Annotated in this window: 16 protein-coding genes; 8 read left to right on the top strand and 8 right to left on the bottom strand. The window is 72.0% G+C overall.

The genetic code is table 11. The annotated features are described in order from the left end of the window. Positions 1-24: 24 nt before the first annotated feature. Entirely contained in the window at positions 25-4797 is a 4773-nt protein-coding gene (locus ACZ6MZ_RS29655) for a hypothetical protein (RefSeq protein WP_469355428.1), read from the top strand. Positions 4798-4849: 52 nt separating this feature from the next. Here ACZ6MZ_RS29655 and ACZ6MZ_RS29650 read toward each other — a convergent pair whose 3' ends face one another. Further along, positions 4850-5302 carry a hypothetical protein gene (locus ACZ6MZ_RS29650; protein ID WP_384188758.1) on the bottom strand — a complete coding sequence of 151 codons (453 nt, stop codon included), beginning with the start codon at positions 5300-5302 and terminating at the stop codon, positions 4850-4852. Positions 5303-5714: 412 nt separating this feature from the next. Here ACZ6MZ_RS29650 and ACZ6MZ_RS29645 point away from each other — a divergent pair, with 412 nt between their 5' ends. The 4 genes from ACZ6MZ_RS29645 to ACZ6MZ_RS29630 are packed head-to-tail and all read left to right on the top strand — an operon-like array spanning position 5715 to position 9869. Continuing rightward, entirely contained in the window at positions 5715-8438 is a 2724-nt protein-coding gene (locus ACZ6MZ_RS29645) for a nitrate- and nitrite sensing domain-containing protein (protein WP_469355426.1), read from the top strand. Continuing rightward, positions 8435-8878 (top strand): roadblock/LC7 domain-containing protein, encoded by a 444-nt coding sequence (locus ACZ6MZ_RS29640; protein ID WP_389792782.1) that lies wholly within the window; start codon positions 8435-8437, stop codon positions 8876-8878. The genes ACZ6MZ_RS29645 and ACZ6MZ_RS29640 overlap by 4 nt, the downstream gene beginning before the upstream one ends. A 9-nt stretch (positions 8879-8887) precedes the next feature. Next, positions 8888-9283, top strand: a complete 396-nt coding sequence (locus ACZ6MZ_RS29635; RefSeq protein WP_386878822.1) for a DUF742 domain-containing protein — start codon at positions 8888-8890, stop codon at positions 9281-9283. Further along, on the top strand, positions 9264-9869 hold the full coding sequence (locus ACZ6MZ_RS29630; protein WP_384188765.1) for a GTP-binding protein: 606 nt from the start codon (positions 9264-9266) through the stop codon (positions 9867-9869). The genes ACZ6MZ_RS29635 and ACZ6MZ_RS29630 overlap by 20 nt, the downstream gene beginning before the upstream one ends. A 161-nt stretch (positions 9870-10030) precedes the next feature. On the opposite strand, the gene glpK is transcribed toward ACZ6MZ_RS29630, so the two are convergent. From glpK to ACZ6MZ_RS29610, 4 genes are all read right to left on the bottom strand, one after another. Next, positions 10031-11542: a glycerol kinase GlpK gene (gene glpK, locus ACZ6MZ_RS29625; RefSeq protein WP_389792779.1), complete on the bottom strand. Its 1512-nt coding sequence runs from the start codon at positions 11540-11542 to the stop codon at positions 10031-10033. A 58-nt stretch (positions 11543-11600) separates the two neighbouring features. Next, complete coding sequence (locus ACZ6MZ_RS29620) at positions 11601-12359, bottom strand: MIP/aquaporin family protein (RefSeq protein WP_384188769.1); 759 nt, start codon at positions 12357-12359, stop codon at positions 11601-11603. Positions 12360-12565: 206 nt separating this feature from the next. Further along, a complete protein-coding gene (locus ACZ6MZ_RS29615) occupies positions 12566-12928 on the bottom strand; it encodes an Mpo1-like protein (protein ID WP_384330347.1) in 363 nt (120 codons plus the stop codon). Between the two features lie 41 nt (positions 12929-12969). After that, positions 12970-13776, bottom strand: a complete 807-nt coding sequence (locus ACZ6MZ_RS29610; protein WP_469355423.1) for a M15 family metallopeptidase — start codon at positions 13774-13776, stop codon at positions 12970-12972. Positions 13777-13836: 60 nt separating this feature from the next. Here ACZ6MZ_RS29610 and ACZ6MZ_RS29605 point away from each other — a divergent pair, with 60 nt between their 5' ends. Next, a complete protein-coding gene (locus ACZ6MZ_RS29605) occupies positions 13837-14376 on the top strand; it encodes an NUDIX domain-containing protein (protein WP_469355421.1) in 540 nt (179 codons plus the stop codon). 78 nt (positions 14377-14454) lie between these two features. Here ACZ6MZ_RS29605 and ACZ6MZ_RS29600 read toward each other — a convergent pair whose 3' ends face one another. Then, a complete protein-coding gene (locus tag ACZ6MZ_RS29600) occupies positions 14455-16827 on the bottom strand; it encodes a glycoside hydrolase family 31 protein (RefSeq protein ID WP_469355419.1) in 2373 nt (790 codons plus the stop codon). Positions 16828-17045: 218 nt separating this feature from the next. On the opposite strand from ACZ6MZ_RS29600, the gene ACZ6MZ_RS29595 reads away from it, so the two are divergent. Beyond that, a complete protein-coding gene (locus tag ACZ6MZ_RS29595; RefSeq protein WP_469355418.1) occupies positions 17046-19037 on the top strand; it encodes an acetoacetate--CoA ligase in 1992 nt (663 codons plus the stop codon). Positions 19038-19136: 99 nt separating this feature from the next. Further along, a complete protein-coding gene (locus ACZ6MZ_RS29590; RefSeq protein ID WP_469355416.1) occupies positions 19137-20072 on the top strand; it encodes a hypothetical protein in 936 nt (311 codons plus the stop codon). A gap of 73 nt (positions 20073-20145) precedes the next feature. On the opposite strand, the gene ptsP is transcribed toward ACZ6MZ_RS29590, so the two are convergent. Both ptsP and ACZ6MZ_RS29580 read right to left on the bottom strand, forming a co-directional pair. Further along, positions 20146-21816: a phosphoenolpyruvate--protein phosphotransferase gene (gene ptsP, locus ACZ6MZ_RS29585; RefSeq protein WP_389792767.1), complete on the bottom strand. Its 1671-nt coding sequence runs from the start codon at positions 21814-21816 to the stop codon at positions 20146-20148. Between the two features lie 89 nt (positions 21817-21905). Then, on the bottom strand, positions 21906-22355 hold the full coding sequence (locus tag ACZ6MZ_RS29580) for a PTS sugar transporter subunit IIA (RefSeq protein WP_389792765.1): 450 nt from the start codon (positions 22353-22355) through the stop codon (positions 21906-21908). Between the last annotated feature and the right edge of the window lie 515 nt (positions 22356-22870).

The raw sequence follows: 22870 nt of genomic DNA, 5'->3' as shown, positions 1-22870 counted from the left end.
TTCACCAGACGAGAGTCCCCCGCCATGTACGAGCTGTCCCGGGTCCGCCTCTACTCCATCGGGCCTGCCGGTGCGCGCTACGCCGACACCGTGCTCGACCTGCGCGGAGTGGGCGCGCCCGTGCCCCACCCCGCCCCCACGCAGGCGGAGTTCTTCGAGGAGGAGCCGGTGGGGCCACCGCGCCGCCCGGCCCCCGCGGGCGTGCTCTTCCTGGAGAACGGCGGCGGCAAGTCCGTACTGCTCAAGCTGATCTTCTCGGTGATGCTGCCGGGCCACCGCAACACGCTCGGCGGCGCCAGCTCCGGTGTGCTGCGGAAGTTCCTGCTCGCCGACGACTGCGGCCATGTCGCCCTGGAGTGGCAGCACACGCTCACCGGGGAACTCGTCGTGGTCGGCAAGGCCAGCGAGTGGCGCGGCCGCCAGGTGTCCAACGACCCCAGGAAGTTCGCCGAGGCCTGGTACTCCTTCCGCCCCGGCCCCGGGCTCAGCCTGGACTCCCTGCCGGTCGCCGAGGCCACCGCCGTCCGGCCGCCCGTCGAGGGCGTTTCCGGCGCGCGCGGCCGGCGCCGCACCATGAAGGGGTTCCGGGACGCCATCACCGACGCGGGCAAGGTGTATCCGCATCTCGACATCCACTGGGAGGAGATCCACGACCGTTGGAACGAACACCTCGGCGATCTGGGCCTCGATCCCGAACTGTTCCGCTACCAGCGGGAGATGAACGCCGACGAGGGCGAGGCCGCGGGCCTCTTCGCGGTCAAGAAGGACTCCGACTTCACCGATCTGCTGCTGCGCGCCGTCACCGACACCCGGGACACGGACGGACTCGCCGACCTTGTCGGGGGCTTCGGCAACAAACTGGGCCGCCGCGCCGAACTCACCGCGGAGCGCGACTTCACGGCCGGTTCCGCCGATCTGCTCGGCCGGATCGTCGAGGCCGCGGGCGTCCGCTCCCGGGCCCGTGACATCCACGCCGGCGCCGAGCGCCGCGCCCGTACCCTCGTACGCCGCCTCACGGCCCGCGCCGCCGAGGAGCGCGGCCGGGCCGCCGACCTCGCCCAGCAGGTCACCGCCGCCGCGCACACCGTCACCGGCGCCGAGCAGGCGCGCGGCCGCGGTGCGCTGATCGCCGCGGAGCTGTCCTACCGGCACGCCTCCCTGGCCCTCACCGTCGCCGAGAAGCGCGCCGCCGCCCAGCGCCGCGAGCTGACCGACGCCCGTACGCTGCACTCCGCGTGGCAGGCGGCCGAAGCCGTACTGCGCCATCGCGCCGCCGCCGACCGCTCGGCGCGTGTGGCCGTCGCGATCCGGGAGGCCGAGCGCGACGCCGCGCCCGCCCTGGCCGCGCGGGCCACGGCGGCGGCCGACCTCGTCCGCGCGCTGCACGCCGCCGCCGAGGACGGCGAGACCGTGGCGAACGAGCAGGAGGAGCGCTCCGCCGCCCTCCAGGAGACGGGCGAGGCCGCCCACCGCGACGCGACCTCCGCCGCCACCGAGGCACAGCGCGCCCGCAGCGAGGCCGGGCATCTGCGCCAGCGACTCGCCGAGGTCGGGCAGGAGACGGCCGAGGCGGTACGGGCCGGCTGGCTCGACGACACGGCGCCCGACGCGGACCCGGCCCGCGCCGCGCTCGCCGCGAGCGACGCGGAGAAGTCGGCCGTCGCGGGCTGGGACACCGCGCGCGAGGCCGCGCGTACGGCCGCCGAGCGGGCCAGGGAGAGCGCCTCGGCCGAGTCCCGCGCCGAACTGGCCGCCGCCCGCGCCGCCGACGCGGCGCTGGCCGCGGAACACGCCTACGACGCGGAGCGCCGCGCCGCCGAGTCGATCGCCGAGGACGAGCGGCTCGCCGAGCTGCTGAGCCTGCCCGCGACGGCCGCGGCCCTGGCCGGAGTCCCGGCGCCGCGCAGCGGCACGGCGGCGCGGGAGCGTACGGGCGACGCGTCCGCGGGCCACGACAGCGCGCCGAACGGCTCGGTGCCGCACCCGGCCCGCAGCCGGCCGGGCGGCGCGGCGTCCCGCGCGCCGCAGCGTTCCGCCGACGGGCCGCTGAGCCCCGAGGATCTTGACCGGTACGCCGACGATCTGCGCGAGCTGCTGGACCAGGGCATCGCCTCCGCCGAACGGCAGCTCTTCGATCTGCGCACCGCCGCCGCGGACGACTCCCGCATCCTCGGCGCGCTCGGGGACGGCGGGCTCCTGCCGCCGGGCCCCGACGTCCTCGCCACCGTCGAGTACCTGGGCGAGCAGGGCATCCCGGCCCTCCCCGGCTGGCGCTATCTGGCCCAGGCCGTCGACCCCGCCGACCACGCCGCCGTCCTGGCCGCCCGGCCCGAGCTGGTCGACGGGGTCGTGATCACCGACCCCGCCTCGCACGCCCGCGCCCGCGCCGCACTGGCCGGCGCCGCCCTGCTGCCGCGCTCCACCGTCGCCGTGGGCACCGCTGCCGCCCTGCTGGCGCCCGTCCCCGGCCCCGGCGCGGAAGGCGCCGACGACAGCGGGGTGTTCCTCGTACCGCCGAACCCCGCCATGCACGACGAACACGCCGCCGACGAGGAGCGGCAGGCGCTGCGTACCCGCGCCGCCGCCCGCGACGAGGAGATCCGCGTGCTCGCGGCCCGGCTCGCCGGTGACCGCTCGCTCGCCGCCCGGCTCGGCTCCTGGCGTACGGACTGCCCGCCCGGCATGCTCACGGAGCTCGCGGGGACGGCCAGGACCGCCAGGGACACCGCGGAGACCGCCGCGACGACGCTCGCCGAGGCCCGCACCGTACGGGCGGAGGCGGACGAAGCCGCCGCCGACACCGCCCGCGTCCGCGACGAGCGCCAGGAAGCCGCCCAGCGCGCCCGCCGGGCCGCCGATGCCCTGGCGGGCCTCGCGTTCCGGCTGCGCGAGCGGGCCGGCTGGCAGTCGAAACTCCGTGAACTGGCCGATGACGCGGCCGAGTCCGAGGCCAGGGCCGCCGTCTGCCTGGAGCGGGCCCGCGCCGCGGACGAGGACCGCAGGGCCGCCCAGCGCGCCGGTGACGACGCCCGCCGCACCGCCCGCGCGCTGCGCGCCGAGCGCGCCGAGATCGCCGGCGCGCCGGAAAGCCTCCCGGAGCCCGACGCGGCTGCCCCGCGCGCCGCGCTGCCCACCCTGCGCGAGGCCTACCGCGCCGCCTCCCAGCTGTACGAGAAGGTCGGCGTCGGCGCCGATCTCCGGGCCGAACAGGCCCGCGCGGAGAGCGACGAGAGCGCCGCCCTCGCCGAGCTGGACCGGCTCACCAACAAGGTCCGCGGCCGCGCCGCCCAGCTCCTCGAATCCACGGACGGCGCCGACGGCCCGTCCCGGCAGGCGGCCGCCGCGCGCGCCGAATCGCTCGTCCAGATGCTGGAGTCGCGCGCGTCGGCCGCCAGTGAACAGCTGGGCCGGTTCCGCGGCGAGGCGGAGCGGCTCGCGCCCGCCGACGGCGACGCGCACACCGAACTGCCCGAGGAGCTGGTCCCCGCCGACGCCGAGCAGGCGCAGAGCCTGCTCCGTACCGCCACCACCGAACTCGCCGTACGCACCGACGCGCTGGAGACGGCGCGCGCCGCGCACGGCGAGCTGCTGTACGCGCACCGCGCCGCGGAGGACGCGGCGGGCGGCTTCGACGAGACGGCCGCCCTCCTGCGCGACCTGCTGCGTGGCGCGGCGTCCGAAGACGAGCAGCGGCGCGGCGGGGACGAGGAGACGCCGCAGGCCCCTGAGCCGTATCCGGGCACCCTGGAGGAAGCGCGCAACTCCGCTGCCGAGGCCCGCCGTTCGCTGCGCGGCTGCGCGTCCGAGCTCTCTACGGCGGAAGCCGCCGTACGGGAAGCCTCCGACGTGCTCGTACGGCACGCCAACTCCACCCGCTACGAGCAGGTGCGCACCCCCGCCCGGCAGCAGATCCGTGAACTGCCCGCGTCGGCGCTGCCCGAGCACGCCGCGCAGTGGGCGCTGGCCTTCGCGCCCCGGCTGCGCGTGCTGACGGACGAGCTGGCACAGCTGGAGCGCAACCGCGACTCCATCGTCGACCGGCTGCGCGGGCTGGTGGAATCCGCGCTGACGACGCTCCGGTCGGCACAGCGGCTCTCCCGGCTGCCCGAGGGCCTCGGGGAGTGGTCGGGGCAGGAGTTCCTGCGGATCCGCTTCGAGGAACCCGACCGGTCGGTGCTCGCCGAGCGGCTCGGTGAGGTGATCGACGAGGCGACCAGCGCGGCCCTGAAGAAGAACTCCGATCTCCGCCGGGACGGTATGTCCCTGCTGCTGCGTGGTGTGCAGGCGGCGCTGCAGCCCAAGGGCGTCGCCGTGGAGATCCTCAAGCCCGATGCCGTACTGCGGGCCGAGCGCGTCCCGGTCGGGCAGATGGGAGACGTCTTCTCCGGTGGCCAGTTGCTCACCGCGGCTATCGCCCTCTACTGCACCATGGCGGCCCTGCGCAGCAACGACCGCGGCCGGGACAAGCACCGCCACGCCGGCACGCTCTTTCTCGACAATCCGATCGGCCGCGCCAACGCCACGTATCTGCTGGAGCTCCAGCGCGCGGTCTCGGACGCCCTGGGCGTCCAGCTCCTCTACACCACGGGCCTTTTCGACACGACGGCGCTGGCGGAGTTCCCCCTCGTCATCCGGCTGCGTAATGACGCCGACCTGCGCGCGGGACTGAAGTACATCAGCGTGGAGGAGCATCTGCGCCCCGGCCTGCCGCAGCAGGACCCCGACGGGGAGCCCGTGCACGGTGAGATCACCGCGACCCGGATGTTCAAGCGGACCCCCGAGTCCGTCGCGGAATAAAGACGGAGCGGGTGGACCGGAGCGCACCACCGCCTCCGGTCCGCCTCACGCCCTACGCCTCGCTGAGCCTGTTCGTCCCCCGGCGTCGTATCCGCGCTCCGTCCTGCCGCGCGCTCCGTCCCGCGCTCCGCGCCGCTCGCCGGGCCCTGCGCCGCTCCCGGCGCAACTGCCGCGCCGTACTGCTGGGAACGGACACCACTCCGTGCCGCTGGTTCCACACCTGGCGCGTCACCCATACGTCCAGCACGCCCCAGGTCGCCCCCACCGTGGACGCCACGCTGCTGAGCACCATGGGAAACGCCAGCCAGGAGCCGGCGAGCGTACTGAGGAACGCAATCATGGCCTGAATCAGCGTCACCGCCGCTATGATCACCGCCCGGACGGCGGCCTTTCTGACCGGATCCGGCATGCGATACCGCACCGCGGGCTCCTCGACCCAGAGCTCCCGGTAACCTCCCGCGAGCCCGCCCGCCGACGCGGCGTCACGCCGCTCATCCGTCTCCATGGACCGTCACTCCCCACCACTGTCCGTCTCAGGGGTGACTGCCCGGTTTCGGTCGCTTCACGCCGGCCAGGGCACCGAACGTGAGAGGCGAACCGCCCGCAGTGCTCCCAACTTCCCCCTGATCCCCGCACACAAGGACGAACAGCCGCGCGGGAAGATTCCCGGGGCATTCCGCGATCGAATGGATCCAGCCATCCGTTTGAACGAGTGAGACACCGTCCTGCCTGGTGGTGTGCGTCACCGTGGCCGAAGTCATCTCGTTGAATACCGGGACAACTCATGATCAAGGCGCCGGGGGGCGGCTGAAAAACATCCGGACGTGCCTTCGAGTTGCCGCTGTCGCAGTAGTAGGCTCGCGCCGTTTGTTGACGGAGTATCTCCGCACCGGGCGGGGATCGAGCTGGGGGAGGCCATGCGCTTTCGCGGGAAATCCATCCGCCGGAAGATCGTGGCACTGCTGCTCGTGCCGCTCCTCTCGCTCACCGCCCTCTGGGGTTTCGCCACCACACTGACCGGCCGTGAAGCCCTCCAGCTCCTCGATGTCAGCCGGGTCGTCACCAAGGTGGGCACCCCCATCGAGGAGATGGTCCACGACCTCCAGAACGAGCGCCGTCAGACGCTCATCTATCTGGCCGACCCCAGGGACACCGGTTCCCTGAGTGGGCTCCGGGACCTGCGTACCGCCACCGACCTGGCCGTGACCCTGGTCACGACGAACGCCGGGTCCGGCGTCCGGGGCCGGCTGGACCCCGCCACGGCCCAGACGCTCACCTCGCTCGTCGAGGCCCTGGACAACCTCAGGTCGCTGCGCCGCTCCGTGGACGAGCACGCCGTGACCCGCGCACAGGCGCTGTCCTCCTACAACCGGCTCGTGGATCCCAGCCACAGTTTCCTGGAGACCCTGCACCGGCAGGAGGACCTGGACAACTGGGGCCGCTCGCTGACCGGACTCGCCCGCGCCAACGAGATGTTCTCCCGTGAGGACGCGCTGATCGCGTCCTCGCTGGTCGCGCGCAGGTTCACCACGGACGAGATCCGCGCCGTCTCCGACCTGGTCGCCAACCGGACGCTGCTCTACCAGACCAACCTGTCCGACCTGCCCGCCGCGGACCGCGCGACACTGGAGCAGTACTGGCGTACCCCGGCCGCGCTGTCCCTGCGCAGCACCGAGGACCGCCTCATCGCGGCGGGCGCCGTCAAGGACCCGAAGACGATCGACGCGGTGCGCTGGCAGGAGATGACCGCCCCGGTCCTGGCGGACCTGACGCGCCAGAGCGCACGCGCCGAGACGCTCTACCAGCAGCATGTGGACCCGGTCCGCCGCGACGTGTTCCTCCGCGTCGGCGTCGCGGGCGTGCTCGGCTTCGCCGCGCTCCTCGCCTCCATCATCATTTCCGTACGCGTCGGACGCGACCTGATCCGCGACCTGTCCCAGCTGCGCAAGGAGGCCCACGAGGTCTCCGGTGTGCGCCTCCCCAGCGTCATGCGCCGCCTCGCCGCCGGCGAGCAGGTCGACGTGGAGACCGAGGCCCCACGGCTCGACTACGAGAAGGACGAGGTCGGCCAGGTCGGCCAGGCGCTCAACACACTCCAGCGCGCGGCGGTCGAGGCAGCCGTGAAACAGGCCGACCTGAGGCGCGGGGTCTCCGAGGTGTTCGTCAACCTCGCCCGCCGCAATCAGGTCCTGCTCCACCGTCAGCTGACGCTCCTCGACACCATGGAGCGCCGTACGGAGGACACCGAGGAACTCGCCGACCTCTTCCGTCTCGACCACCTGACCACGCGTATGCGGCGGCACGCCGAGGGCCTGGTGATCCTCTCCGGAGCCGCGCCGTCCCGGCAGTGGCGCAAGCCGGTCCAGCTGATGGACGTCGTACGCGCCGCCGTCGCCGAGGTCGAGGACTACGAGCGCATCGAGGTCCGCAGGCTGCCGCGGATCGGCGTCGGCGGCCCGGCCGTCGCCGACCTCACCCATCTCATCGCCGAACTCCTGGAGAACGCCACGGTGTTCTCGCCCCCGCACACCGCGGTACAGGTGCACGGCGAGCGGGTCGCCAACGGCTTCACCCTGGAGATCCACGACCGAGGTCTCGGCATGGCCCCCGAAGTGCTCCTCGACGCCAACCTGCGGCTCGCCGAGACCCCCGAGTTCGAGCTGTCCGACACCGACCGGCTCGGACTGTTCGTGGTCAGCCGGCTCGCCCAGCGGCAGAACGTACGCGTCTCGCTCCAGCCCTCCCCGTACGGCGGGACCACCGCGATCGTCTTCCTGCCGGTCGCGCTGCTCACCGACGCCCCCGAGACCGAGGGCACCGGCTTCCGGCTCGACCGCAAGAGCGCCCTGGAGCGCGGCCGCGGCCGCGCCGAGGGCGGCGGCAAGCTGACCGCGCTGGCCCAGGTCCCCGCCGGACTGGGCAGCGGCCCGTCCGCGCTCGACGGCCCGGTCGAGCTCGAACCCCCGGTCGGCGCTCGCGGCAGGCAGAGCGGGCCGGCCCTCGGCGGAGGTGACGGTGTCGCCGACATCGAGGACACGGAGAGCGAGCGCGGAGGCATCTTCCGCGCCCGGGAACACCTGCGCGACGCCGCCCGCGACCCGCGGGAGACCGGCCGTACCGCCCGTGACCGGCGTGACGGCCGCGCCGTCCAGGACGCGCGCGGCCGGTACGACCAGCATCAGCAGGCCCCGGACGCCGGGCCGGGCCGTCCCGGTGACCCCGGCAGGCTGCCCCGGCGCAAGCCCCCGACCCTGGTCGCGGACCGCGGCCGGCGGGTGGACGAACAGGGCCGTGCCCACCCGGCGTCAGAACCGCCGTCCGACGGGGCGCCTCCCGGCGGAGCGGCCCAGGTGCGGGACCAGCTGCCGCCCGACGTGGCCGAGGCCGCGTTCGGCGGACTGCCCCGCCGGGTCAGGCAGGCCAGCCTCGCCCCCCAGTTGAGGGACGCGGACCAGGGCCCCGCCACCACCGCCCCGGCGCCCGCCGCGGGCCAGGACACCGAGCGGGACGCGGACGAAGTGCGCAGCCGCATGGCTTCGCTCCAGCGGGGCTGGCAGCGCGGTCGTCGGCAGAACGATGCCGAGGACACCACCGGCCCCGGCGAGACACAAGGAACCACATCGGAGGGGGACGGTCGATGACCGCACCGAACGCCGCAGCACGCAACTTCACCGACCCCAACGGCGCGGGAGAGCTCAACTGGCTCCTGGACGAGCTCGTCGAGCGGGTCGCCAGCATCCGTAAGGCAGTGGTCCTCTCCGGTGACGGCCTCGCCACCGGTACGTCCAAGGACCTCACGCGTGAGGACGGCGAGCACCTCGCGGCCGTCGCCTCCGGATTCCACAGCCTGGCCAAGGGCGTGGGCCGCCACTTCGAGGCGGGCATGGTCCGGCAGACCGTCGTGGAACTCGACGAGGCATTCCTCTTCGTCACCGCGGCGGGGGACGGCAGCTGTCTGGCCGTGCTCTCCGACGCGGACTCCGACGTCGGCCAGGTCGCCTACGAGATGACGCTCATGGTCAAGCGGGTCGGCGCCCATCTCGGCACGGCGCCACGGACCGGTCTGCCCGCCGGAGGGTGATGGACCGGCATGAGTGACGCAGATCAGGAACAGCAGCACTGGTTCGACGGCGAAGCCGGACCGGTGGTACGCCCGTACGCGATGACGCGCGGCCGCACCAGCAGCGCGACCCGCCACCGGCTCGACCTGATCGCGGTCGTCGTCCCCGAACCGGCGGCCGATGACCCCGGCCGGGACCAGACGCTCTCCCCCGAGCATGTGGAGATCGTCGAACGCTGTTGTGAGACACCGCAGTCGATCGCCGAGCTCGCCGCCGGCCTCGACCTCCCCGTCGGGGTGGTCCGGGTCCTGGTCGGCGATCTCGTCGAGGACGAGATGGTGCACGTAACCCGTCCCGTTCCGCCGGCCGAGCTGCCGGACGTGAACATTCTCCGCGAGGTGATCAATGGTCTTCGGGCGCTCTAGCCACAGGCAGCGTCCGGTCGGTCCGGTAACGCTGAAGATTCTCGTCGCGGGCGGCTTCGGGGTGGGCAAGACCACCCTGGTGGGCGCGGTCAGCGAGATCAAACCGCTCCGTACCGAGGAAGTGCTGAGCGAGGCGGGCCGGCCCGTCGACGACGTCGACGGGGTCGAGGGCAAGACCACCACCACGGTCGCCATGGACTTCGGCCGGATCACCCTCCGCGAGGACCTGGTGCTGTACGTCTTCGGCACCCCGGGCCAGGACCGCTTCTGGTTTCTCTGGGACGAGCTGGCCCAGGGCGCCCTGGGCGCGGTCGTGCTGGCCGACACCCGGCGCCTCGCGGACTCCTTCGCCGCCGTCGACTACTTCGAGCGGCGCGGCATCCCGTTCACGGTCGCCGTCAACTGCTTCGAGGGCGCCGACCGCTTCCCCGGCGAGACCGTGCGCTCGGCGCTCGACCTCGACCCCGAGGTGCCGCTGGTGATGTGCGACGCGCGCGAGCGCGAGTCCGTCAAGGAGGTACTGGTGTCGGTCGTCGAGCACGCCATGAACCGCGCGGCGCGCCAACGCGAACACGCGACGACCTGAGCCGGTACCACCGCCGAACGCACGGAGCACGGCCCGCACCCCCGCGCCGTCGGGGATACGGGCCGTGGATCTCCGGGGCCGCCCGCGCGGCGGCCCCGGTGACGGCTGGGAGCCTGTCGGGTGACCTCTGATCGGGCGATCGAAGGTCACCCGACAGGCTCTCAGCGGGCGTCCTCCTCGTGCCAGCCGAAGCTGCGCTCCACCGCCTTGCGCCAGTTGCCGTACTCACGCTCGCGCACCTCCGCCGCCATCCGCGGCGACCACTCGACATCGCGCTTCCAGTGCGCCTTCAGCTCGTCCAGGTCCGACCAGACCCCGGTCGCGAGCCCCGCCGCGTACGCCGCGCCCAGACAGGTCGTCTCCGAGACCTTCGGCCGGATCACCGGCACCCCCAGCACATCCGCCTGATGCTGCATCAGCAGATTGTTGGCGGTCATCCCGCCGTCCACCTTGAGCGTGCTGATCCGCACCCCCGAGTCCTGGTACATCGCGTCCACCACCTCGCGCGTCTGCCAGCTGGTCGCCTCCAGCACCGCGCGGGCCAGATGCGCCTTGGTGACATAGCCGGTCAGACCGGTGATCACGCCGCGCGCGTCCGAGCGCCAGTACGGGGCGAACAGCCCGGAGAAGGCCGGCACGATGTACGCCCCGCCGTTGTCGTCCACGCTCGCCGCGAGCGTCTCGATCTCGCCGGCGGAGCGGATGAGGCCGAGCTGGTCCCGGAACCACTGCACCAGGGCGCCGGTGATCGCGATCGACCCCTCCAGACAGTAGACGGGCGCCTCCCCACCGATCTTGTAGCCGACGGTGGTGATGAGCCCGCTCTTCGACGGCACCGGCCGCTCACCGGTGTTGAGCAGCAGGAAGCTGCCCGTCCCGTACGTGTTCTTGGCGGTCCCCGTGTCGTAACAGGCCTGGCCGAAGATCGCGGCCTGCTGGTCGCCGAGCGCGGAGGCCACCGGCACCCCGGCGAGCCGGCCCACGGCCGTCCCGTACACCTCCGCCGAGGACCTGATCTCCGGCAGCACGGCCTCCGGCACATTCATCGCCGCGAGGATCGAGCGGTCCCACTGAAGGGTCTCCAGGTTCATCAGCATGGTGCGGGACGCGTTGGTCACGTCCGTGACATGCACCCCGCCGTCCGTCCCGCCCGTGAGGTTCCAGATCAGCCAGGAGTCGAGCGTGCCGAAGGCGATCTCACCGCGCTCGGCCCGGCGGCGCAGACCGGGGACGTTGTCCAGCAGCCAGGCCACCTTGGGCCCGGAGAAGTAGCTGGCGAGCGGCAGCCCCGTGGCGTCACGGAACCGGTCCTGGCCGTCCGTGCCGCCCAGCTCGTGGCAGAGCGCGGAGGTACGGGTGTCCTGCCAGACGATCGCGTTGTGCACCGGCCTGCCGGTCGCCCGGTCCCACAGGACGGTCGTCTCACGCTGGTTGGTGATGCCCAGCGCGCTGAGCTGGTCGGCCCGCAGGCCCGCCTTGGCGAGCGCGCCCGCCACCACGGCCTGGACCTTGGCCCAGATCTCGGTGGCGTCGTGCTCCACCCAGCCCGGCCTGGGGAAGATCTGGCGGTGTTCCCGCTGGTCGACGGCGACGATCGCGCCGTCGTGACCGAAGATGATGCAGCGGCTCGATGTGGTTCCCTGATCGATTGCGGCGACGAACTTGTCTGTCATGACGTCCCCTTGATCGGTCCGGCGATCGGTCTGACGGTCAGTCTGGCGACCGGTCTGGTCAGAAGGCGGCGTTGAAGACGATCCCGGCGAGGACCCCGCCGACGAGCGGCCCGGCCACCGGCACCCAGGCGTAAGCCCAGTCGGAACCGCCCTTGTTGGGGATCGGCAGCAGCGCGTGCACGATGCGCGGGCCCAGGTCCCTGGCCGGGTTGATGGCATAGCCGGTGGGTCCGCCGAGCGAGAGACCGATCCCCACGACCAGCAGGGAGACCAGCAGGACCGAGATGCCGGAGCCGTACACACCGGCACTGCCGGGGATTTCACCGATGCCGATGCCCGCGTTCTTCCCGAAGGCCAGGATCGGCAGCACCAGAGCGGCCGTGGCGATCACCTCGGTGAGCACGTTCGCCACCGGACTGCGGATCTCCGGCGCGGTGGAGAAGATTCCGAGGGTCGGCTGCGCCACGCCGGGGTCGGCGTTCGCGCGGAACTGCGCGTAGTACGCGAGCCAGCAGAGCACCGCGCCGATGATCGCGCCGGTCATCTGCCCGAGGATGTAGAGCGGGACCTTGTCCCACGCGCCGGTGTCGACGGCGATCCCCACGGTCACGGCCGGGTTCAGATGGCCGCCCGACAGCGGCGCCGCGGTGTACGCCCCCGCCAGCACCCCGAAGCCCCAGCCGAAGGCGATGACCACCCAGCCGGCGGCTCTGGCCTTGGAGTGATGCAGAGTGACCGCGGCGCAGACCCCCGCGCCGAAGAGGATGAGTATCGCGGTCCCGATGACCTCACCGACGAATATGTCCCCATTGCTCAAGGCGGCTCCTAGGCCCAGGCCGGGGCCGCAGGCCCCGGATCTCCGTGACGAGCGTGGTGAGCGTGCCGACGTGCGCTGATGTCGGCGGAATGGCAGTGTTCACCGGCCTTGACGGGTCGTCAAGACCGGTGACAGCAAGCCCAGTTCAGGGCAGTACTTGACACGCTCGGACGGAACGTAAGGCGCTCGGACGGGGCCCGGGAAGGTCAGCGGTGCTCGGCGAGCCACTCGGCGGCGATCTCCGCCAGCTCCCCGTCGCGGCCCGCCAGCATCATCCGGATCATCTGCACATCGCCGCGCAGCGACCAGGCCGGATGCCCGAACGAGGCCGGATTGTTCTTCTCGATGAAGAAGTGCGCGGGCCAGGCCGTCCCGTAGCCGATCAGCGGCAGTGCCGCCGCATACCGCTTCCGTCCGCGCGCCAGGCCGTAGACGCTGATCGCGAGCCCCGTGAGCGTCCCGGTCAGATGGACCCAGCGGGTCGCCGCTCTCGAATGCATGGCGACGTAGTAGGGCCAGAATTCCTCGTACGAATCAAACGTCTGCTGCTCACGTGTCTCCTGCGCCATAAGGGCACCGTAATGGCTCGGACAGGAACCGCAAACAGATGTCAGTGCCCGATGACCGAGCCCCATGCGACCGGGAAGTCGAAGTAGCTGTCCGGGAAGGTCTCCGGCTTGTAGGTGAAGTGCCACCACTCCTCGGGCAGGTTGGTGAACCCGGCCTCGGCCAGCGTCCCCTTCAGCAGCTGCCGGTTCGCGCGCTGCGCGCCCTGGACACGCGGATCGTCGGTGTGCGCGAGCGTGTCGAAACAGTCGTAGCCGGTGCCCATGTCCACGGAGTTGTCGGGGAACCGCTCGGCCTTCGGGCCGTAGCAGGGAGCGAGCTGCTCGCCGGGGACGTACGGCCGTGTCGGCAGAGCGGGCAGCTTCACGAGGGTCAGGTCCACCGTGCTGCCCCTGCTGTGCCCGGACTTCTCCGCGATGTAACCGTCCGCGAACAGCCGCGACTTGTCGACGCGCGGATAGAACTCCTGCTTCATCCGCTCGTCCTGGAGACCCTTCGCCCACCGCACGAAGTGATCGACGGCCCGCTGCGGCCGGTAGCAGTCGTACATCTTGAGTGAGTAGCCCTGCCGCAGCAGCCGTGCCTGGGCCCGGCGCAGCGCCTCGGCGGTGGGCCGGGTGACGATACAGACCGGCTGCCGGTAGCCGTCCACCGGCTCGCCCATGAAGGTGTGCGGGGTGACGTAGCGCATCTCCTGAATGATCGTCGGCGCGACCGAGCGGAGGGCCACGAACTCCTTCGGCGCCGCCGGCTCCGGCCCGGCCTGCGCGGCGGGCGCGGTGGCGGTGGCAGTGAGCAGTGCGGCGGCCGAGACGGCCAGGACGCGGAGTACGGACGCAAGTCTTGTCATGGGCACTTCGTTTATCAGGTCCGGCGGCCGCGGGGAAGGGAGATCGGATACAGTCCGCGCGTGTCGGAGCCCAAGAAGAAACCCGTGACGAACTCGCACTGCGGCAGCTGCGGCACGCCGTACCCCGCGGCGGCCGGCTGGCCCCGCACCTGCGCGGCCTGCGGCGCCACGGCCTACCGCAACCCGCTGCCCGTCGCCGTCGCCCTGCTGCCGGTGACGGACCACCAGGGCACCGCGCTCGTCGTCATCACCCGCACCATCGAACCCCAGCGCGGCGGTACCGCCCTCCCCGGCGGTTTCATCGACCACACCGAGGACTGGCGGCACGCGGTCGTACGGGAGCTGCGGGAGGAGACGGGTATCGAGGCGGCGTGGCAGGACGTACGGCTCGCCGACGCCCTCAGCTCGCCCCACGGCCATCTGCTGCTCTTCGGCCTGCTCCCGGAGCGCCCCGCCGCCCAGCTGCCGCCCTCGGCCCCGACGGACGAGACGGAGGGCTGGCACCTGCTGCGCGCCCCGGCGGAGCTGGCGTTCCCGCTGCACACGGAGGCCGTACGGTCCTGGTTCGCCGGCCGCTACGACCGCCGGGACCGCGCCTGACGGAGAGCCGGCGTGGCTAACGAGGAGCTCATCGCTCCGCGTGGCCCACGACGAGCTCATCCCTCTCCTCTCCTCACCTCACCCGCGCCCGCGGCGTACGGAACCCGCGCCCCGCGCCCGTACGGCCCACGCCGGCTCCGCCGTCCCCTCGTCCGTCACCCGCTCCACCAGGACCTCGCCGTCCACCAGCCGTGAGGTGTAGCGCTCCACCTCCGCCTGCTGCCAGCCGTCGCCCGGGTCGCGCACCACCAGCCCACCGCCCGTGCGGCCGGCCGCCGGCGCCCACGCCTCCAGTTCAAGACGGCCGTCCTCCGCCTGTACGGGGACCACCGCACCCGCCCGCGCCAGGACCGGGATACGTGACGGCGGCGCGTCCAGCAGTATCTGCCCCGGGCCCTCGTACGCCTGCTCCGTGGCCGTGTCGTACCACCGCCCGCGCGGCAGACGCACCGCCCGCCGGTCCGTGCCGGGTTCCAGCACCGGCGCGACCAGCAGCGAGTCACCGAGCAGAAACGCGTCCTCGCAGTCGCGCAGCGCCCGGTCCTCGGGAGCGCCCCACCACAGCGGCCGCACATACGGCGCCCCGGTGAGCCGGGCCAGCTGAGCCAGCGTCACGAAGTACGGCCGCAGCCGCTCCCGTTCGGCGAGCGCCGACCGCGCGTGTTCGAGCACCTGAGGACCGAACTCCCACGGCTCCCTGCGGCCCGCGTCGATCGCCGAGTGCGTACGGAACAGCGGCAGATACGCCCCCAGTTGGAACCAGCGCAGATACAGCTCGGGCGACGGAATGCCGTCGAAACCGCCCACATCGGGCCCGGAGTACGGCACCCCGCACAGCCCCATCCCCAGCACCAGCGAGAGCGAGGCCCGCAGCCCCGGCCAGCCCGTCGACACATCGCCCGACCAGGTGCCGCCGTACCGCTGCATCCCGGCCCAGCCGGATCGTGAGAAGAGGAAAGGACGCTCGTCGGGCCGCAGCCGCCGCAGACCGTCGAAACCGGCCCGCGCCATGGCGAGCGCGTACACATTGTGGGCCTCGCGGTGGTCGCCGCCCCTGCCCTCCAGCCGGTGCCTGGCCGACCGGGGCAGCGTCGTGTCACCGAACGGGGCGAAGGACACCGGCTCGTTCATGTCGTGCCACACCCCGGCGAACCCCTGCGCCAGCCGCTCCTCATAGAGTCCGCCCCACCACTCACGCGCCGCCGGATCCGTGAAATCGGGATAGACGCACTCGCCGGGCCAGACGACGCCCCGTACCTCCCGGCCCCGCGCGTCCCGGACGAACGCACCGGCCGCGGAGCCACCGTCGTACACCGCGCTCCCGCGCTCCGCCTTCACCGCGGGGTCGACGATCGAGACCAGCCGGACGCCGTCGGCACGCAGCTCCTTGGCGAGCACCGGCAGATCGGGGAAGCGCTCACGGTCGACGGTGAAGACCTGGTGCGCGTCGTAGTGGTCGATGTCGAGATGGACCGCGGACAGCGGCAGATTCCGCTCCCGGTACCCCGCGACGACCCGCCGCACCTCCCGCTCGCTGCCGAAGCCCCAGCGCGCGTGCTGCGGACCGAGCGCCCAGGACGGCGGCGGCACGGGCGCTCCGGTGAGCGCGGTCCAGCCGTGCAGCACGCGCGCGGGCGTGCCGATCACCACCCAGCAGCGCAGCGGCCCGCCGTCCATCCGCAGTTCGCTGGTGCCCGGCCTGTCGTGTCCCGAGCCCGCGCCCTCCTCACCCTCCCTGAGGACGACCCGGCCGTCCCACGAGTTGTCGTGGAACGCCAGATGCGTCCCCGCGTCGGCCACCACCAGCTGCACCGGCATCGTCACGTACAGCGGATCGTCGGCCGGGCCGAAGCCACCACCGGGATCGGTGTTCCACAGCCGGTACGTACCGTCCCGCAGCCGAGGCCCCGAGGCCCGCCCGCCCAGGCCGAAGAACCGCGCGTCCGCCGCCACCTCGGTCCGCTGCACCCAGCGCGCCGGACCGCCCGCGCTCCGGTCCCACCAGCGGGGCGGCAGCTCCCGGCGCAGCACGACACCGCCCGGCGTACGGACCTCGATACCGCCGTGGCGGGAGACCGCCACGGTCACCCGCTCCGACACCACCCGCCAGCCGCCGTCCGTATCGGGCTCCAGTTCGGCCCTCGGGTCCGGCTCGGGAGGGAGACCGGCGAGCGCGTACGACGGCAGCGGCTCCGCGCCGTCCCACCCCCAGAAGACGGCGCCGGCCACCGTCACGCACACATGTAGCTCGGCCCGCGCGAACCGTACGGTGCCGCCTCCCGGCAGCGGCTCGGCGCCGGTGACCTGACCCGGCACCCGGGCCCGCTCCGTGCCACGCGGCGTCGCCTCTCTGGCATCCGTACGCCGCTGGCGCCAGGCCGACCGCACAGCGCGGAGCCCCTGTACCGAGCCGACCATTTTTATCGAGCGCACCAGTTCACGACCGTCCATGCTGATCAGCCTGCCATCCGGCCGCGTTTTCCGGGGCTTCGTTCAACTCCCGTTCACCCGTGGTGAGAGCACATATCCGCCGTGTCCACCATGGGTGGCGAAACCTGGTGCGAATGACGATCACATGGCATCGTCCCTGTCAGCCGCGTCACGCGCACACCCACGCCGTGCGCGCGACATGCGCACACCACGCGTCGAGCCAGCCCGGGAGCCGCCCCATGACCGCAGCCGCCAGCCCAGCCCCCCTCTGGCAGCCGGACCCCGATCGCATCGCGGCCGCCCGCGTCACCCACTTCCAGAGCTGGGCGGCCGAGCGGTACGGGGCCCCGGCCGAGGGCGGCTACGCGGCGCTGCACCGCTGGTCCGTCGATGAGCTGGAGACGTTCTGGGCCGCCGTCGCCGACTGGTTCGACGTACGGTTCTCCACCCCGTACGAACGCGTCCTGGGCGACCGCACCATGCCCGGCGCCGCATGGTTCCCCGGCGCCACCCTCAACTACGCGGAACACGCCCTGCGCACCGCCGAAGACCCGGCCCGCGCCCATGAACCGGCACTCCTGTATGTCGACGAGACACAAGAACCGACCCCGGTCAGCTGGGCCGAGCTGCGCCGCCAGGTGACCGTGCTCGCCGCGGAACTGCGCGCCCTCGGCGTACGCCCCGGAGACCGCGTCAGCGGCTATCTCCCCAACATCCCGCAGGCCGTCACCGCGCTGCTCGCCACCGCGGCCGTCGGCGCGGTCTGGACCTCCTGCGCCCCCGACTTCGGCGCCCGCAGCGTCCTGGACCGCTTCCAGCAGGTCGAACCCGTCGTGCTGTTCACCGTCGATGGCTACCGCTACGGCGGCAAGGAACACGACCGCACCGAGACCGTCGCAGAACTCCGCCGCGAACTGCCCACTCTGCGGGCCGTGGTCCATATCCCCCTGCTGGGCACCCCGGCCCCCGAAGGCGCCCTGGCGTGGTCGGACCTCACCGCCGGCCTGGCGACACCCGGCGACGAAGAACCCGTCTTCGAACAGGTCCCCTTCGACCACCCCCTGTGGGTCCTGTACTCCTCGGGAACCACCGGCCTGCCCAAGGCCATCGTCCAGTCCCAGGGCGGCATCCTCCTGGAACACTTCAAGCAGCTCGGCCTGCACTGTGACCTCGGCCCCGAGGACCGCTTCTTCTGGTTCACCTCCACCGGCTGGATGATGTGGAACTTCCTCGTCTCCGGGCTGCTCACCGGCACCACGATCGTGCTGTACGACGGGAGCCCCGGCTTCCCCGCCATCGACGCCCAGTGGGGGGTCGCCGAGCGGACCCGCGCCACCGTCTTCGGCACCTCCGCCGCATACGTCATGGCCTGCCGCAAGGCGGAGGCACACCCCGGCCGCGACTATGACCTCTCCCGCGTGAAATGCGTCGCCACCACCGGATCACCGCTCCCGCCCGACGGATTCCGCTGGCTCCACGACGACGTCGCGGAGGACCTGTGGATCGCCTCCGTCAGCGGCGGCACGGACGTCTGCAGCTGCTTCGCCGGAGCGGTACCCACCCTCCCCGTCCATATCGGGGAGCTTCAGGCGGCCTGCCTGGGCACCGACCTCCAGTCCTGGGATCCGCAGGGCAAGCCCGTCATCGGCGAGGTCGGTGAACTCGTCGTCACCAACCCCATGCCGTCCATGCCGATCCGCTTCTGGAACGACCCCGACGGCAGCCGCTACCGCGACAGCTACTTCGAGATGTTCCCCGGTGTCTGGCGCCACGGCGACTGGATCACCATCACGGAGCGTGGCTCGGTGGTCATCCACGGCCGCTCCGACTCCACCCTGAACCGCCAGGGCGTCCGCATGGGCTCCGCCGACATCTACGAAGCCGTCGAACGGCTCCCCGAGATCCGCGAATCCCTCGTCATCGGCCTGGAGGAGCCGGACGGCGGGTACTGGATGCCGCTCTTCGTCCATCTCGCCGAGGGGGCCGTCCTCGACGACGCCCTGCGGACGCGCATCCAGCAGACGATCCGTACGCAGCTCTCGCCGCGCCATGTCCCGGACGAGATCATCGAAGTCCCCGGTGTCCCGCACACCCTGACCGGCAAGCGCATCGAAGTCCCGGTCAAACGCCTCCTCCAGGGCACCGCGCTGGACAAGGCCGTCAACGCGGGATCCGTCGACAACCTCGAACTGCTGCGTTTCTACGAGAACCTCGCCCGCGAACGTCACTGACCGCCTGACCGCCACCGGCCGCCGACGGCTCGCACGGCCGACTGTCAGACCCCCTGGTTACTGTCAGTGAGTCATTATCGACAGCGCTCAGGGGGAGTCATGGCGCACACCGAGCACAGCCGGCCGGCAGGCCGGGCGGAGAGGTCCGGCCAGGAGAGGACGGCCAGGACCATGCGGCGCAGACTGCGCCGCGAAGTCCCCAGCACCGTCGGCCTGCTGGCCGACGAGCGGGACTTCACCGCGATGCGGTGCTACCGCACCTTCACCTTCGACGACCACGCCACGTATCTGCGGCAGATCGACGGCCTGCTGAGATCCCTGGCGGCCCAGGGCGTGCACACCACCGTCGCCCTCTTCGACCCCGAGGAGTTCGCGGAGTACTGCGAAGACGCCGGGCTCGACCCCGACACCGCGGTCAGCCGCAGCCGCTTCACGGCCCGCATCGCCTCCGGCGGCGCCGCCGTCGCCTACACCGGCCAGTCCCTGGACAGCCTCGTCCCCCTCCTCATCAACACCGCGGTCCGCAAGGCCACCTGGGAGTACGCGACGACGCTCCTCGCCGACCTCGGAGCGTGCGCCGACTGCGGACTGGACATCGGACGCGCGGCCTTCGAGCGTGCCTCCCACATCCTCTTCCGACTGATCGAAGTGGCGGAACGAGGCACCCACCACCTCGTCTGCTCCATCCCCGCGGCCGACGAACAACTCCTTGCCGTCCTCCACACCGACCGCCCCGACGGGGAGCCCGGCCAACTCGACTCGTCCGAAGGCGCCGAATTCGTCAGCGTGCTCGCCGTCGGTATCGCCCTGGAGAGCTCCGGGGGAGTGGTGCTCCGTACGACAGCACCCGACACACCGGACCGGCTGCACGGCTGGCGCCTCCACCGCGGCAGCCTCGTCCCGCTCACCGAGGGCGAGGTCTTCAGCGCCTACTGCACCGACGCGGACACCGGAGAGCCGCTCTCCCCGGAGCCAGGGGTGGAGTACCGCGCGGGCTTCGACCTCGGCCTCGACGACACCGGCACCCACCACTGAACGCCGAAGGGGCTTCCCGCCACAGTGCGGCGGGAAGCCCCCTCAGAACCCGGCCGGAATCCGGCCGGCCGGCTCACTCGCCGGACAGCACCGCCTGTGCGGCCTCCCTGGCGCCCTCGGCCGTGTCCGCGGCCCGCGCGGCCGCGGCGGCACGCTCGCACTGCGCCAGCGTGTGCTTCGCCAGGGCCGACCGCACATAGGCGATGGACGCCGCACCCATCGACAACGACGTCACCCCCAGCCCGGTGAGCACACAGGCGAGCAGCGGATCGGAGGCAGCCTCACCACACACACCACAGCTCTTGCCCTCGGCCTTGGCGCCCTCGGCCGACAGCGCCACCAGATCGAGCAGCGCGGGCTGCCACGGATCCTGCAGCCGCGACACCGCACCCACCTGCCGGTCGGCGGCGAAGGTGTACTGCGCCAGATCGTTGGTCCCCAAGGAAAGGAACTCGACCTCCTGAAGAATCGACCGGGACCGCAGAGCGGCGGACGGAATCTCCACCATCGCGCCGACCTTCGCGGTCAGCCCCGCCTCACGGCACGCGTCCGCGAACGCCTTCGCATCCGTACGGTCGGCCACCATCGGCGCCATGACCTCCAGATACACGGGCAGCCCCGCAACGGCCTTCGACAGCGCCGTCAGCTGGGTCCGCAGCACATCCGGGTGATCCAGCAGACTCCGCAGACCACGCACACCGAGCGCCGGGTTCGGCTCGTCGGCGGGGGTCAGGAAGTCCAGCGGCTTGTCGGCGCCGGCGTCCAGCACCCGCACGACCACCCGGCCCTCGGGGAACGCCTCGAGCACCTTGCGGTACGCCTCGACCTGCTTCTCCTCCGACGGCGCCTGCCGGCTGTCGTCCAGGAACAGGAACTCGGTACGGAACAGCCCGACGCCCTCGGCACCCGCCTCGACGGCCGCCGGCACATCCGCGGGTCCGCCGATATTCGCGAGCAGCGGCACCTTGTGACCGTCCGAGGTCGCACCCGGCCCGGTGGCAGCGGACAGCGCGGCCTTCCGCGCGGCGGCCGCCCGCTCGAGCTCCGACCGCTTCTCGGCGCTCGGCTCGACAAAGACCTCACCGGTACTGCCGTCGACCGCGATCAGGGTGCCCTCGGCCAGCTCCTTGGCCCCCGGCAGCGCGACCACGGCCGGCACCCCGAGCGCCCGCGCCAGAATCGCGCTGTGGCTCGTCGGCCCGCCCTCCTCGGTCACAAAACCGAGCACCAGAGCCGGGTCGAGCAACGCCGTGTCCGCGGGGGCGAGATCGCGCGCGATCAGTACATACGGCTCGTCGCTGTCCGGCACACCCGGCATCGGAACGCCCAGCAGCCGGGCGACGATACGATTCCGCACGTCGTCCAGGTCCGCGACCCGCCCCGCCAGATACTCACCGGCATTGGCGAGCAGCGCGCGGTACGAGGCGAACGCGTCGTACACCCCGCGCTCCGCCGTGCTCCCGACGGCGATCCGCCGGTCCACATCGGCCATCAGCTCAGGATCCTGAGCCATCATCGCCTGCGCCTCGAGCACCGCCTGCGCCTCGCCGCCGGCCAGATTGCCCCGGGCCATCAGGTCGGCCGCCACCGCGTCGACGGCCTGGCGGGCGCGCCCCTGCTCGCGCTCCGCCTCCTCCGGCGGAATCTGCTTGGCCGGCGGCTCCAGTACCGCGGTCCCCATATGACGGACTTCGCCGATCGCCACTCCGTGGCTGACCCCGACCCCTCGCAGCGTTGTCTGCATTTCACCGTCTCCGATTGTGCGACGACCCTGTCGCCGCGATGGATGTGCGACGAGCGCTCAGTGCCCGTCCCTGAGATACGGCGCCGCCGTCACTGCCAGCCGAAGAGAGAGTCGCCGGCCTTCACCTCGCCGTCCTCGCGGAGGTCGGCGAGGGAGCCGGCCGACGCGTCGAGCGCCACGACCGGACAGACAGGGGACTTGCCGGCCGCTTCGACGGCAGCGGGGTTCCAGCGCACGACGGCCTGTCCGCGCGCGACCGTGTCGCCCTTCTCTACGAGCAGCTCGAAGCCCTCACCGTTGAGTTGCACGGTGTCGATGCCCAGGTGGGTCAGTACGCCGTGGTCGGCGGAGTCGACGACGACGAAGGCGTGCGGATGCAGGGAGACCACCACGCCGTCGACCGGAGACACGGCCTCGCCCGGCTCCCGCACCGGATCGATGGCGGTGCCGGGCCCCACCATCGCGCCGGAGAACACCGGATCGGGGACAGCGGCAAGCCCGATGACGCGTCCGGGCAGTGGGGCGGTCACGAGGGTCATGGGGAGCCTCCCAAGAGCGGAGAAAATCGGGTCCGCCGTCACCGCCTGTGAGGGGACGACGTGCTGTTCAGAAGGGTAAGTCATAGGAAGTGACGGTTCCGCATGAGAGCTGACGGTTGACAGATCGGGGGACGCACCGGAATGGATTTGCCTGCGTCGGCCGACCGCATGTAGTGTCGTACTCCTGCCTGACCCCAGCGCGACTTTGAGTCGGGGGTCGGCGGCATCTATCAAGTCTTGATCATTAACTCGATCTCCTTTTGCGTGTCCGCGAAACGGTGGTCGGGGAGAGCGAAAAAGCCTGATAGAGTTTGAAACACGAAATGCCGAAGGGAAGCCCGGAGGAAAGCCCGAGAGGGTGAGTACAAAGGAAGCGTCCGTTCCTTGAGAACTCAACAGCGTGCCAAAAGTCAACGCCAAATATGTTGATACCCCGACCTACCGCAAGGTGGGTTGAGGTTCCTTTGAAGAAAACACAGCGAGGACGCTGTGAACCATCGACCTTATTCCGGCCG

This window comes from Streptomyces sp. NPDC042201, from assembly GCF_055582185.1.
The sequence above is the reverse complement of the archived record's forward strand: the minus strand, read 5'-3'. Positions and strand labels throughout refer to the sequence as shown.